General features: G+C 74.1%; 13 protein-coding genes and 1 other RNA gene. 9 read left to right on the forward strand and 5 right to left on the reverse strand.

The features are described 5' to 3' along the window. The first annotated feature begins 30 nt into the window (after nt 1-30). Together ASG41_RS17280 and ASG41_RS17285 are read left to right on the forward strand one after the other, a co-directional pair. Nucleotides 31-771: a zinc ribbon domain-containing protein gene (locus tag ASG41_RS17280; protein WP_056297739.1), complete on the forward strand. Its 741-nt coding sequence runs from the start codon at nt 31-33 to the stop codon at nt 769-771. Then, nucleotides 768-1,862: a bifunctional RNase H/acid phosphatase gene (locus ASG41_RS17285; protein WP_056297742.1), complete on the forward strand. Its 1,095-nt coding sequence runs from the start codon at nt 768-770 to the stop codon at nt 1,860-1,862. Before ASG41_RS17280 ends, ASG41_RS17285 begins: the two co-directional genes overlap by 4 nt. Before the next feature lie 21 nt (nt 1,863-1,883). Here the strand turns inward: ASG41_RS17285 and ASG41_RS17290 are convergent, their stop codons facing one another. From ASG41_RS17290 to ASG41_RS17300, 3 genes are read right to left on the reverse strand one after another with little or no spacing between them, the layout of a single operon-like run. Further along, nucleotides 1,884-2,630 (reverse strand): amino acid ABC transporter ATP-binding protein, encoded by a 747-nt coding sequence (locus ASG41_RS17290; protein WP_056297746.1) that lies wholly within the window; start codon nt 2,628-2,630, stop codon nt 1,884-1,886. Continuing rightward, the gene (locus ASG41_RS17295) at nt 2,627-3,541 is read right to left on the reverse strand and encodes an amino acid ABC transporter permease (protein ID WP_200939037.1); all 915 of its coding nucleotides are present in this window, start codon (nt 3,539-3,541) and stop codon (nt 2,627-2,629) included. Before ASG41_RS17295 ends, ASG41_RS17290 begins: the two co-directional genes overlap by 4 nt. Further along, nucleotides 3,502-4,371 (reverse strand): transporter substrate-binding domain-containing protein, encoded by an 870-nt coding sequence (locus tag ASG41_RS17300; RefSeq protein ID WP_056297749.1) that lies wholly within the window; start codon nt 4,369-4,371, stop codon nt 3,502-3,504. The genes ASG41_RS17295 and ASG41_RS17300 overlap by 40 nt, the downstream gene beginning before the upstream one ends. Nucleotides 4,372-4,501: 130 nt before the next feature. On the opposite strand from ASG41_RS17300, the gene nadA reads away from it, so the two are divergent. Beyond that, nucleotides 4,502-5,527: a quinolinate synthase NadA gene (nadA, locus tag ASG41_RS17305; protein WP_235564872.1), complete on the forward strand. Its 1,026-nt coding sequence runs from the start codon at nt 4,502-4,504 to the stop codon at nt 5,525-5,527. A 155-nt stretch (nt 5,528-5,682) separates the two neighbouring features. On the opposite strand, the gene ASG41_RS17310 is transcribed toward nadA, so the two are convergent. Next, nucleotides 5,683-6,933: an SLC13 family permease gene (locus tag ASG41_RS17310; protein ID WP_157519486.1), complete on the reverse strand. Its 1,251-nt coding sequence runs from the start codon at nt 6,931-6,933 to the stop codon at nt 5,683-5,685. Further along, nucleotides 6,930-7,685 carry a sulfite exporter TauE/SafE family protein gene (locus ASG41_RS17315; RefSeq protein WP_056297752.1) on the reverse strand — a complete coding sequence of 252 codons (756 nt, stop codon included), beginning with the start codon at nt 7,683-7,685 and terminating at the stop codon, nt 6,930-6,932. Before ASG41_RS17315 ends, ASG41_RS17310 begins: the two co-directional genes overlap by 4 nt. A gap of 24 nt (nt 7,686-7,709) precedes the next feature. Here ASG41_RS17315 and ASG41_RS17320 point away from each other — a divergent pair, with 24 nt between their 5' ends. The 6 genes from ASG41_RS17320 to rnpB all read left to right on the forward strand — a co-directional run bounded on the left by ASG41_RS17320 (nt 7,710) and on the right by rnpB (nt 12,733). Continuing rightward, the gene (locus ASG41_RS17320; RefSeq protein ID WP_056297755.1) at nt 7,710-8,063 is read left to right on the forward strand and encodes a MauE/DoxX family redox-associated membrane protein; all 354 of its coding nucleotides are present in this window, start codon (nt 7,710-7,712) and stop codon (nt 8,061-8,063) included. A gap of 50 nt (nt 8,064-8,113) precedes the next feature. After that, complete coding sequence (locus ASG41_RS17325; protein ID WP_056297758.1) at nt 8,114-9,178, forward strand: ABC transporter substrate-binding protein; 1,065 nt, start codon at nt 8,114-8,116, stop codon at nt 9,176-9,178. A gap of 95 nt (nt 9,179-9,273) precedes the next feature. Continuing rightward, nucleotides 9,274-10,824, forward strand: a complete 1,551-nt coding sequence (locus ASG41_RS17330; RefSeq protein ID WP_235564873.1) for an MFS transporter — start codon at nt 9,274-9,276, stop codon at nt 10,822-10,824. An 18-nt stretch (nt 10,825-10,842) separates the two neighbouring features. Next, the gene (locus tag ASG41_RS17335) at nt 10,843-11,556 is read left to right on the forward strand and encodes an alpha/beta fold hydrolase (protein ID WP_056297762.1); all 714 of its coding nucleotides are present in this window, start codon (nt 10,843-10,845) and stop codon (nt 11,554-11,556) included. Between the two features lie 22 nt (nt 11,557-11,578). Further along, nucleotides 11,579-12,295, forward strand: coding sequence for a PIG-L deacetylase family protein (locus tag ASG41_RS17340; protein ID WP_056297765.1), 717 nt, complete (start codon nt 11,579-11,581; stop codon nt 12,293-12,295). A gap of 32 nt (nt 12,296-12,327) precedes the next feature. After that, nucleotides 12,328-12,733: RNase P RNA component class A (rnpB, locus tag ASG41_RS17945), an RNA gene on the forward strand. Nucleotides 12,734-12,748 lie beyond the last annotated feature (15 nt).

The raw sequence follows: 12,748 nt of genomic DNA on the forward strand, positions 1-12,748 counted from the left end.
GACCCCGCCCGACGCAGGTAGGTTGGACGGGTGCAGGCCGACCACTTCGACCAGCAGAGACTGCTGGCACTCGCCGCGGAGGACGTCGCGCTCGCGCAACTCGCCCACCGCCGGCGCACCCTTCCCGAGAACGCCGCCGTGACCGCCGCGGAGGAGGCCCAGCGGGCCTTCTCCGCCGACGTCGTGCGCGCGCAGACCGAGGTCCGTGACCTCGACCGTGAGCAGAAGCGGTTGGAGGCCGACGTCGACACGGTCCGGGCCCGCTCGGCCCGCGACCAGCAGAAGCTGGACTCCGGGGCGGCGACGCCCAAGGAGATGACCAGCCTGCAGCAGGAGATGGAGTCCCTGGCCCGCCGTCAGGGCGACCTGGAGGACCAGGTGCTCGAGCTGATGGAGCGCCGGGAGGCCGCCGACGCCACCCTGGCCACCGCCCAGGCCGGTCTGGAGGGGGCCCAGGCCGAGCAGGCCCGGGCCGAGGAGCTCCGCGACGCGGCACTGGCCGAGGTCGCCGAGGGCGAGCAGACCCACACCGTCAAGCGCGGCGAGGTGGCTGCGACCGTCCCGGCGCCGCTGCTGGCCCTCTACGACCGGGTCGCCAAGCAGACCGGGTCCACCGGTGCCGCCCCGCTGCACGCCCGTCGCTGCGAGGGCTGCCGGATCGAGCTGTACGGCACCGAGCTCGCCGCCGCCCGCAACGCCGACCCGCACCTGGTGCTGCGCTGCGAGAACTGCAACCGGATCCTGGTCCGCACCGCCGAGTCCGGGCTGTGAGCCGGCGCCTCCTCATCGAGGCCGACGGAGGGTCCCGGGGCAACCCGGGGCCGGCCGGCTACGGCGCACTGGTCAAGGACGCCGACACCGGCGCACTGCTCGCCGAGCGGGCCGCCTCGGTCGGCCGGGCCACCAACAACGTGGCCGAGTACGGCGGCCTGGTCGCCGGCCTCGAGGCCGCGCTGGGCATCGACCCCACCGCTTCGGTGGAGGTCCGGATGGACTCCAAGCTGGTCGTCGAGCAGATGTCGGGCCGCTGGCAGATCAAGCACCCGGACATGAAGAAGCTGGCCGTCCAGGCCCGCGACATCGCCCGCCAGCTCGGTCAGGTTCGCTACACCTGGATCCCGCGCGCGCAGAACTCCGCCGCCGACGCGCTGGCCAACTCCGCGATGGACGGCCGGCCGGTGCACCGGGACCTCGAGGCGCCCTCGGTCGTGGTCGAGGACGCCGCCCCGCCCGCGCCGCCGGCCCCCGTCGTCACCACCACGACGCACCTGCTCCGGCACGGCCGCACGCTGCACACCCCGGACCGCCGGTTCTCCGGCAGCTCCGACCTGGACCTGTCCGACCTGGGCCGGGCCGACGCCGCCGCCGCTGCGGCCGCGGTGGCCGGGCTGGGCATCGACGTCATCGTGTCCTCCCCGCTCAAGCGGTGCCGGCAGACCGCCGGTGCCGTCGCCGAGGTGCTCGACCAGGGCATCGAGGTCGACCGGGACCTGCGCGAGCTGGACTTCGGCGGCTGGGAGGGCCTCACCGCCGCCGAGGCGCTGGCCGCGAACCCGCTGGCGTTCCGGCGCTGGCGCACCGCTGTCGACGTCCGCCCGCCCGGTGGGGAGTCCGTCGTCGACGTCTCCACCCGGGTCGCGGCCGCCCGCGCCCGGATCCTGGAGCGGCACGCGGGCAAGACCGTCCTGCTGGTCACCCACGTGACGCCGATCAAGCTGATGCTGGCGGCCGGCCTGGGCGTCGGCGACGAGGTCGTCTACAAGGTGTTCCTGGAGGCGGCGTCGCTGTCGACGGTCACCTGGACCTCCGACGGCGGGAGCTCCGTCCGGCTGGTCAACGACACCAGCCACCTGCGGGGCTGAAGGCCCCACAGGCGGCACCCCCTACAGGCGGCCGGCGTCGATGACCCTCGACAGGAACTGCCGGGTGCGGGCCTCGACCGGCTCGCCCAGCACCTGCTCGGGCGGGCCGGACTCCAGCACCACGCCCTGGTCCAGGAAGCAGACGGTGTCCGCGACCTGCTTGGCGAAGCCCATCTCGTGGGTGGCCATCACGATGGTCATGCCCTGCGCGGCGACCTCACGGACCACCCGCAGCACCTCACCGACGAGCTCGGGGTCCAGCGCCGAGGTGATCTCGTCGAGCAGCAGCACCCGGGGGTGCACCGCCAGCGCCCGGGCGATCGCCACCCGCTGCTGCTGACCGCCCGACAGCCGGTCGGGGTACTCGCCGGCCTTGTCGGCCAGCCCGATCCGGGTCAGCAGCGCGTGCGCCTCCTCGCGGGCGTCGGCCCTCGAGCGGCCGTGCACCACGGTGGGGGCCAGCGTGACGTTGTCCAGCACCGTCATGTGCGGGAACAGGTTGAAGGCCTGGAAGACCACACCCAGCCGGCGGCGGACGGCGTCGGCGTCCACCCGCGGGTCGGTGACGTCCTCCCCGTCCAGGAGCACCTGGCCGTCGTCCACCGTCTCCAGCAGCGACGTGCAGCGCAACAGGGTGGACTTGCCCGACCCGGAGCCGCCGATGAGGGCGACCACCTGGTGCTCGTCGACCGACAGGTCGACCCCGCGGAGGACCACGTTGTCGCCGAAGGCCTTCACCACGCCACGGACGTCGAGGACGGCACTCACAGGACGCTCCCGCTCTGCTGACGACGACGGGCCCGGGCGGCGACGCCGTCCGCGATCCGCGCCGAGGGGACGGCGAGCAGCACGAACAGCAGCCCGGCCACCACGTAGGGGGTGAAGTTGAAGGTCTGGCCGACCTCGATCTGCGCGGCTCGGACGGCGTCGACCGCGCCGAGCACCGAGATGAGGCCGACGTCCTTCTGCAGGGCGACGAAGTCGTTGAGCAGCGCCGGGGTGACGTTGCGGACGGCCTGGGGCAGCACAACGATCCGGGTCGTCTGCCGGTGCGAGAGGCCCAGCGAGCGGGCGGCAGCGCGCTGGCTGGGGTGCACCGACTCGATGCCCGCCCGGAAGACCTCCGCGACGTAGGCCGAGTAGGTCAGCACGATCGCCAGCGTGCCCAGCACGAAGGGCGAGGTGGGGAGCCCCTGCAGCCGCAGCGCGGGCAGGCCGAAGCCGACCAGGTACAGCGTGATGATCAGCGGCATGCCGCGGAAGAGGTCCACGTAGCCGGTGGCCAGCAGTCGGAGCGGGGCGAACGCCGGGCCGCGCAGGGTGCGCAGCACGGCGATGCCCAGGCCCAGCACCAGCACGCACAGCCCGCCGATGACCAGCACCTGCACGTTGAGCCAGAGCCCGCGCAGGATGTCGGGGAAGGCCTCGCGGGCGTTGGACAGCGAGAAGAACGTCGTCTGCACCCGGGGCCAGCCGGGGGAGTTGGTGACCCCGACGTAGACGACGACCGCGAACACCAGGGTCGACACCAGCGCGACCAGGGTGGAGCGCCGAGACCGGCGGGCCCGGAAGGCCCGCCGGTCCAGCTCGAGCTGCGACGGCGCCGGGAGCCCCGGGGCGCCGCCGGTCAGGGACGCGGTCAGTTCAGGACCGGGGCGTCGGCGGCGTCGGAGAGCCACTGCTGCTGCAGGTCGGCCAGCGTGCCGTCCTCCTCCAGGGCGTCCACGGCCTGGGTGACGCAGTCGGTCAGCGGGGAGTCCTTGCTCAGCAGCAGACCGAACTGGTCGCCGGACTCACCGGAGTCCGCGACCTGACCGACGATGACGCCGTCGTCCAGCTCGGCACTGCTGATGAAGAAGGCGGTCGGCAGGTCCACGACGATGGCGTCGACCTGGCCGTTCTGCAGGGCGAGCTTGGCGTCGTCGTTGGTGTTGAACACGACCGGGTCGGTGGTCGGGTCGATGACGTCGGTCAGCACGGTGAGGCTGGTGGTCGCCACCTGGGCGCCCAGGCGCAGGTCGCGCAGGTCGTCGAGGGAGGTCGCGCCCTCGGCCGCCGAGCCACCGACGGTGACGACGGCCTGGGTGGCCGTGTAGTACGGCGAGGAGAAGTCGACGGCCTGGCGGCGCTCGTCGTTGATCGTGAACTGGTTGACGTCGAAGTCGAAGGGCTTGTCGCCGGGGGAGATGGCCGAGTTGAACGGCACCCGGGTCCACTCGACCTGGTCCTCGGAGTACCCGAGCTGCTCGGCGACGGCGTAGGCCACCGCGGACTCGTAGCCCTGGCCGTTGGTCGGGTCGTCGTCGACGACCCACGGCTCGTAGGCCGGCTCGTCGGTGGCGATGGTGAGGGTGTCCTCGGCGACGGTGTCCAGGTCGGCGGGGGCGCAGGACCCACCGCCGCTGCCCCCGGAGGCGGAGGAGTCGGTGGAGGACTCCTGCGGGGCGCACGCGGTGACCGCGAGGGTCGCGGAGGCGAGGAGGGCGAGGGCGAGCGGACGACGGCGCATGGAGGTCAGGTCCTCAAGAGCTTGAGCATCGGGTGAACCCGCAGATCGTACGGTCAGGGCGGCCGCCGGTGTCCCCGCCGGACGGGGGATCATGGTCACCGTCCCCACAGCCCCTCCCCAGGGAGTCCCCGTGACGATCGCCCCGTCCGCCCCCTCCGTCGTCGGTGACGAGCGGACCCTCTCCCCGGCGCAGTACGAGGAGTGGGCCGCCGAGGTCCGCCGGCTGGCCGACGAGCGCGGCGCCGTGGTGCTGGCGCACAACTACCAGGTGCCCGAGATCCAGGACGTCGCCCACCACACCGGGGACTCGCTCTACCTGTCCCGGGTGGCCGCGGAGACCGACGCCCGGGAGATCGTGTTCTGCGGCGTCCACTTCATGGCCGAGACCGCGAAGATCCTGTCCCCGGACAAGACGGTGCTGCTGCCCGACCTGGACGCCGGGTGCTCACTGGCGGACTCGATCACCGCCGAGCAGCTGCGCGAGTGGAAGGCCGAGCACCCCGGCGCCATCGTGGTCAGCTACGTGAACACCACGGCCGCGGTGAAGGCCGAGACCGACGTCTGCTGCACCTCCTCCAACGCCGCCGACGTCGTCCGGTCGATCCCCGAGGACCGCGAGATCCTCTTCTGCCCGGACCAGTTCCTCGGCGCCCACGTCAAGCGCGTCACCGGCCGGCAGAACATCCGGATCTGGGCGGGGGAGTGTCACGTGCACGCCGGCATCAGCCCCGCCGACGTGCGGTCGCAGATCGCCGCGCACCCGGACGCCGAGATCCTGGTGCACCCCGAGTGCGGCTGCACCACCTCCGTGCTGGACCTGGTCAGCAACGGGGACCTGCCCGCCGACCGGACGCGGGTGCTGTCCACCGGTGGCATGGCCGACGCCGCGGCGGCGACCCGGGCCAGGCAGGTGCTGGTGGCCACCGAGGTCGGCATCCTGCACCAGCTGCGGGCGCTCAACGGCACCACGGACTTCATCCCGATGAACGACCGCGCCGCCTGCCGCTACATGAAGATGATCACCCCGGCGAAGCTGCTGCGGACGCTGCAGACCGGCTACGGCGCGATCGAGGTGCCCCGCGACGTCGCCGACCGCGCCCGCAAGGCGGTCGAGGCGATGATCGCCATCGGCGACCCGGGCCGCGGCGGGGAGTAGCCCCGCCCCGCCGTGGCGAGGAGCCCCGCCCCGCTGCGGCATGGAGCCCCGCCCCGCTGCGGCATGGAGCCCCGCCCCGCCTCGGCATGGGATCCCCCGCATACGGCTGGCGCCCTCAGCGATATGCGGGGGATCCCATGCCGAGGCGGGTGGGGTCAGAGCTGGAGGGCGGCCCAGAGGGCGACGGTGGCCAGTACCAGGGTCAGCGGCACGGTGGCCAGGCCGACCAGGCTGAACCGGGCCGCGCCGGGTGACTCGCCGCCCGATGCCGCGAAGACCCGCCGCCACAGCAGGTTGGCCAGCGACCCCACGTAGGTCAGGTTCGGGCCGACGTTCACCCCGATGAGCACCGCGAGCAGCGTCGGTGTGCTGCCGACCGCGGCGGCGGGCAGCAGGGCCAGGGTCGCCGGGAGGTTGTTGAGCAGGTTCGCGACCACCGCGGCGACGGCGGCGACGCCGAGCAGCGCCAGCAGGTCGTCCCCGGCCGGCAGCACCGCGGTCAGCAGCCGCTCCAGGCCGTTCACCTGCAGGGCCAGCACGATGACGGCCAGGCCGAACACGAACAGCGCGAACGGCAGGTTGGCCGCCGTCACCAGGTCGCCGAGCCCGGTCCGCCGCGTGCCCAGCTGCCTGCCGGCCAGCACCAGCACGCCCAGGAGCGCCGGCCAGACCGGTGAGAGCCCGGTCAGCGAGGCGACGCCGAAGCCCAGCACGGTCAGCCCGACGACGACCAGCGCGAGCACGGGGGGCGGGGGCACCTCGTGCACCGGGTCGCCGACGGGCACCCGCAGGTCGGCCCGGAACAACCAGCGCAGCACCGCGTACTCGACCAGCACGGCCACCACCCAGGGAGCGGCCATCAGGGCGGTGAAGTGCAGGAAGGTCAGCCCGGTCGCGGCGAACGCGAGCAGGTTGGTCAGGTTGGAGACCGGCATCAGCAGGGACGCCGAGTTGGCCAGGTGGCCGGCGGCGTAGGCGTGCGGCCGGGAGGGCACCCGCATCCGGGCGGCGGTGGCGAGCACGACCGGGGTCAGCAGGACGACGGTGGCGTCCAGGCTGAGCACCGCGGTGACGACGGCGGACAGCGCCACCACCCGCACCAGCAGGCCCTGCGGCGAGCGGCCGGCCCGCCGCGCGGTGACCGCGGCCGACCAGGTGAACAGGCCCTCCCGGTCGGCGAGGTCGGCCAGCAGCAGGATCACCACGAGGAACCCGACGGTGGGGGCGACCTCGCGGACGGTGGCCTCGGCGTCGGGCCAGCCGACGACGCCCAGCGCGGTCAGCAGCACAGCCCCGGGGACGGCGATGGCCGCACCGGGGACCCGGGGGGAGTCGACGACGGCGGCGACCAGGCTGGCCACCAGCAGCACCCCGGCGACGACCAGGGCGACTGCGTCGACGGTCACGCGCGCAGGAAGAGGTAGACCGCGACCGCGACGCCGAAGACCACGATGAACGCCCGCAGCGGGTTGCTGGGGATCCTGGAGGCGACCCGGGCACCGAGGAACCCGCCGACCAGCGCGGCCGGCGCGCAGACCGCGACCAGCAGCCAGTCGACCGGCCCGAAGAACCCGAAGACGACGACGGTGGTGCTGGCGGTGACCAGCGCCAGCAGGCTCTTGATCGCGTTGGCCAGCTTCAGGCGGCCCAGCCCGACCGCCAGCACCGCGGTGAGGATGACGCCGAGGGCACCGCCGAAGTAGCCGCCGTAGACACAGGCCAGGAACACCACGACGTACAGCCAGACCGGGTCGCGGCGCTCGCCGTCGGTCTCGGCTGCCTTCAGCCTCCGGGTCAGCAGGGGCTGGAACCCGATGAGCAGGCTGGCCAGCAGCACCAGCACCGGCACCACCGTGTCGAAGGCCGAGGACGGCGTGGTCAGCAGCAGGATGCTCCCCGCCGTCCCGCCGAGCACCGCGGCCACCGACATGGCCACCAGCCGGCGGCGCTGCCCGCGGTAGTGGTCGCGGAACCCGATGACCGCGCCCAGGTAGCCCGGCCACTGGGCGACGGAGTTGGTGACGTTCGCGGCCACCGTGGGGAGCCCGAGGGCGACCAGGGTGGGGAAGAGGATCAGCGAACCACCGCCGGCGACGGAGTTGACGCCCCCGGCGAGCAGGGCCACCCCCGCGGCGATGAGGAGGTCGACGGCGGACACGACCGGCGAGCCTACGGTCACCCCATGGGGATCGACGTGCGTGCAGCAGGACTGGCCGTGGCGCTGGGCGGGTCGGGGGTGCTGCACCTGGTCCGGCCGCGGACCTTCGACTGGATGGTGCCGCCGGAGCTGGGCCCGGCCCGGCCGTGGGTGACCGGCAGCGGGGTGGCGGAGCTGGCGACGGCGGGGCTGCTCGCCGTCCCCGGCACGCGGTGGCTGGGTGGCTGGGCCGCCGCGGGCCTGCTGGCGGCCTTCGTCCCGGCGCACCTGCACACGGTGCGTGCGCTGCGCGGGCGGCGGCGGACGGTGGCGCTGGCCCGGCTGCCCTTCCAGGTGCCCATGGTGGCCGCCGCCCTCCGGGTCGCCAGGTCGAGGTGAGGGTCGCCTAAGGTAGGTGAGCCTCACCTACCTGACCTTCGGAGAACACCGTGTCCTCTCGCACCACCCGACGCCGGCTCGCGCCGGTCGCCGCCCTCGTCACCAGTGCCGCCCTGGTCCTCACCGCGTGCGGGGGCAGCAGCAGTGACGACTCCGACGCCGCGGCGACGGCGTCGTCCTCCGGTGGTGCCGAGGAGGGTGCCTTCCCGGTGACCATCGAGCACACGTTCGGTGAGACCACCATCGAGGAGGAACCCACCCGGGTGGTCACCGTCGGGCTCAAGGAGCAGGACGACCTGCTCGCGCTGGGCGTCGTCCCGGTCGCCACGTCGGCCTGGCTGGACGACACCCCGGGCGCGGTCTACCCGTGGGCCGAGGACCTGCTCGGGGACGCCGAGACGCCGACGTTGATCGACAACCTGTCCAACGGCATCCAGTTCGAGCAGATCGCCGCCGAGCAGCCCGACCTGATCATCGCCCTGTACGCCGGGCTGACCCAGGAGGACTTCGACACCCTGTCGGCGATCGCGCCGGTCGTCGCGCAGCCCGGTGACGTGCCCAGCTACGGGATCAGCTGGCAGGACGAGCTGACCTCGGTCGGGCTGGCCGTGGGCCGCCCGGAGGCCGCCGAGGAGCTGGTCACCGAGACCGAGGCGACGATCGCGCAGTACGCCGCGGACAACCCCGACCTGGCCGGGCAGACCGCGGCGGTGGCCGCGCCCTTCGAGGGCGTGTACGTCTACGGCCCGACCGACCCGCGCAGCCGGCTGATGACCGACCTCGGGATGGTCTACCCCGAGGAGCTCACCGCGCAGCTGCCCGATGCCTTCGGCGGCAACATCAGCGCCGAGCGGGTCGACCTGCTGGACCTCGACGCCCTCGTCTGGCTGGCCGACGTCGGCGACGAGCAGGACGCCATCACCTCCAACGGCGCCTACGCGGCGCTCCCGGTCGCCACCGAGGGCCGGGCGTTCTACGTCCCCGGCTCCGACGACTACGGCACGGCGTTCTCCTTCGTCACGGCGCTGAGCCTGCCCTTCATCTACGAGCGGCTCGTCCCGCAGCTGCTCGCGGCGACCGACGGCGACCCCGCCACCGAGGTCCCCGCCGCCTGACCCCTCCCCGGCCTGCGGGAGTGCTGTGACCACCAGCACTTCCGCAGGTCGGGACAGTGGGGCCCCGGAGCGGTTGACCAGGGCAACGACCGGGCATGCTGGGCGCCATGCGCAAGTGGTGGCCGCTCGTCGCGGTCTGTGCCGGCACGTTCATGCTGCTCATCGACGTCACGATCGTGAACGTCGCGCTGCCCGACATCGCCTCGTCCCTGGGGACGTCGTTCGACCAGCTGCAGTGGGTCGTCGACGTCTACGCCCTGGCGCTCGCCGCGCTGGTGCTGGGCGCGGGCTCGCTGGCCGACCTGTACGGCCGGCGGCGGCTCTACCTGTCCGGGCTCGTGCTCTTCGCGGTCAGCTCGCTGGCCTGCGGCCTCGCGCCGGACGCCGGCCTGCTCATCGCGGCCCGCGCGGTGCAGGGCATCGGTGCCGCGGCCATGTTCGCCACCACCATCGCGCTGATCAACGCGATCTACACCGGCCGGGACCGGGGGACCGCCTTCGGCATCTGGGGTGCCGTCGTCGGTGCCGCCGCTGCGGCCGGCCCCATCCTGGGCGGCCTGCTCACCGAGCTGTCCTGGCGCTGGATCTTCCTGGTCAACCTGCCGATCTGCGTGTTCGCCGTCGTGCTGACCCTGCGGGTGGTCGCCGAGTCCAAGCAGTCCGGCGCCCCGCAGCCCGACGTCCCGGGCATCGCCGCGTTCACCGTGGGTGCGGGCGCGGTCGTCTACGGCCTGGTCGAGGCCGCTGCCAACGGCTGGTCGTCGGTCGGCTCGTGGGGCCCGATCGTGGCCGGTGTCGCGGTGCTGGCCGGGTGGGTGTTCCTCGAGCTGCACCGCGAGGCGCCGATGCTGGACCTGCGGCTGTTCCGCAGCGGCCGGTTCAGCGGCATCATGATCGGCTCGCTGCTGCTGAACCTGTCCGCGTTCGCCGGCAGCCTGTACCTCTCGCTGTGGCTGCAGTCGATCCTGGGGCTGAGCCCGCTGCAGGCCGGGGCGGTGTTCATCCCGCTGTCGGCGGTCTCCTTCGCCACCGCCGCGCTCACCGGCCGGCTGCTGTCCGACGCACCGCCGCGCGTCACCCTGACGATCGGGCTGGCCGTCATCGGCATCGGCAGCCTGCTGATGGCCCGGGTCGACGCCGGGGCCAGCTGGGGGATCCTCGTGCCCGGCCTGGCCGTGCTGGGTCTGGGCGTCGGCATCTCCAACCCCGTGGTGACGTCGGCCGCGCTGTCCTCGGTGCCGCGGGAGCGCAGCGGGATGGCCTCCGGTGCGGTCAACACCGCCCGCCAGCTGGGCTTCGCGGTCGGCGTCGCCGTCCTGGGGTCGGTCTTCTCCGCCGGCGCCACGGCCCGGCTCACCGACGGCGGCGCGCCCGACCCGGCCGGGACGGCATCCGCACTGTCCGGCGGGCAGGCCCAGCAGATCGTCGGTTCCGCGCCCGAGGAGGCCCGGGCGGGGCTGACCGACCTGCTGACCGCCGCCTACGCCGACGGGCTGCGCGACGTCCTGCTGGTCGCCGGCGCGGCCGGGCTCGTCGGGGCGCTGCTGGTCGTGCTCATGGTCCGCGGGCCCGTCCCGCGGAGCGCCCGCCCCGGCGACGGCGAGCGGTCCGCCGACCGGACGCCGGAGGCCACGCCCACCCACTGAGCCCCGCGACGGGCCAGGATGGGCGCCGTGCGTGACCTGGTGCTCGTCCACGGTGCGTGGCACGGCGCGTGGTGCTGGCGCCGGGTGCTCCCGCTGCTGGCCGACGCCGGAGCCCGCGCGGTCACCGTCTCGCTGACCGGGGTGGGGGAGAAGGCGCACCTGCTGGGCCCCGCGGTCACCGTGGCCACCCACGTGGCCGACGTGGTCGCTGCCGTGCGGGCGGAGGAGTGCCGGGACGCGGTGCTCGTGGGGCACAGCTACGGCGGCGTGCCGGTGACCGCGGCAGCTGACGTGCTCGGTGACGCCGTGGGCCCGCTGGTCTACGTCGACGCCGTCGTCCCGGCGCCGGGGGAGTGCTGGTCCTCCCTGAGCCCGCCGGAGACGGCGGCCGCGCGCCGGGCCACCATCGCCGCGACCGGCGCGCTCCCGCCGCCCCCGGCATCCGCCTTCGGGCTCACCGGCGGCGACGCGGCCTGGGTCGACCGCCGGCAGACCCCGCAGCCCGGCGGGGTCTACGACGACCCGGTCGACTTCTCCCTGCCGCGCTGGCTGGCCCGGTCCCGCACCTTCCTGGACTGCACCACCCCACCGCTGCCGACCATCGACCCCTCCCGGGCGCGGGTGCGGTCCCAGCCCGGCTGGGACGTGGTGGAGCTGGCCACCGGGCGCGACCCGATGGTCAGCGCGCCCGGGCTGCTGGCCGCCGAGCTGCTCCGCGTCGCCGCCGGCTGACCGGCGGGCCAGACTCGGGCCCGTGCCCGCACCCTTCCCGACCGACTGGTCCCGCGCCCTCGTGGTCGCCGCCCACCCCGACGACATCGAGTACGGCGTGGCCGCCGCGGTCGCCGTCTGGACCGACACCGGCCACGAGGTCCGCTACCTGCTGGCCACCCGCGGCGAGGCCGGCATCGCCGGCATGCCACCGGCGCAGGCCGGGCCGCTGCGCGAGGAGGAGGAACGCCGGTCGGCCGCGGTCGTCGGCGTCACCGAGGTCGAGTTCCTCGACCACCGGGACGGCACCCTGGTCGAGGGCCCGGCGCTGCGCCGCGACCTCGCCGCCGCACTCCGCCGGCACCGGCCCGACCTCGTCGTCACCCTGCACGGCGGGGACACCTGGACGACGCCCGACGTCACCCCGGCAGCCTGGAACTCCGCCGACCACCGCGCGCTGTCCCGCTCCGTGCTGGACGCCGTCGCCGACGCCGGCAACGAGTGGATCTTCCCGGACCTGGCCGGCGACCCGTGGTCGGGCGTCGAGTACGTCGCCGTCCAGACGATCGGGGAGCCGCCGCACACCGTCGACGTCACCGCCGGGGTCGAGCGGGCGGTGGCCTCGCTGGCCGAGCACGCCGTCTACCTGGGGGCACTCAGCGACGACCCGGTCGACGAGCAGGCACGTCGACAGATCGACTCGGCGACCCTGACCGAGGACGGCGACCGGCGGGTGGGCTTCCGGCTCTTCTGGGGGTGAGCCGGGCCCGGTAGGGTCGCGGGCACGACGGACGAGTCGGCTGGGCGGTCGCGTGGTGCGGGGGAGACCCTGCACCCCGAGGAACGTCCGGGCTCCACAGGGCAGGGTGGTCGTCAACAGCGACCCGGGGTGACCCGCGGGACAGTGCCACAGAGAACAGACCGCCAGCGGTTCGCCGCTGGTAAGGGTGAAACGGCGGTGTAAGAGACCACCGCACACCGGGTGACCGGTGTGGCTCGGTAAACCCCACCCGGAGCAAGGTCAGGAAGGTGCAGCGGTCCGCCGCTGCACTGCGGAGGCGTTCGAGGGCTGCCCGCCCGAGTCTCCGGGTAGACCGCTCGAGCCTGCGGGCAACCGCAGGCCTAGATGGATGACCGCCCACCGGGACCGCCGCGAGGCGCCCGGGGACAGAACCCGGCGTACAGGCCGACTCGTCCGTCGCCACCCCGCCGC

The organism is Modestobacter sp. Leaf380 (assembly GCF_001424485.1).
Taxonomy (GTDB): domain Bacteria; phylum Actinomycetota; class Actinomycetes; order Mycobacteriales; family Geodermatophilaceae; genus Klenkia.

Excerpts from the sequence above, each read along its gene's own strand:
- ASG41_RS17300 (WP_056297749.1), bottom strand. The coding sequence starts at position 4,371 with ATGCGCCGTCGTCCGCTCGCCCTCGCCCTCCTCGCCTCCGCGACCCTC.
- ASG41_RS17320 (WP_056297755.1), top strand. The coding sequence starts at position 7,710 with ATGGGGATCGACGTGCGTGCAGCAGGACTGGCCGTGGCGCTGGGCGGG.
- ASG41_RS17330 (WP_235564873.1), top strand. The coding sequence starts at position 9,274 with ATGCTGGGCGCCATGCGCAAGTGGTGGCCGCTCGTCGCGGTCTGTGCC.
- ASG41_RS17335 (WP_056297762.1), top strand. The coding sequence starts at position 10,843 with ATGGGCGCCGTGCGTGACCTGGTGCTCGTCCACGGTGCGTGGCACGGC.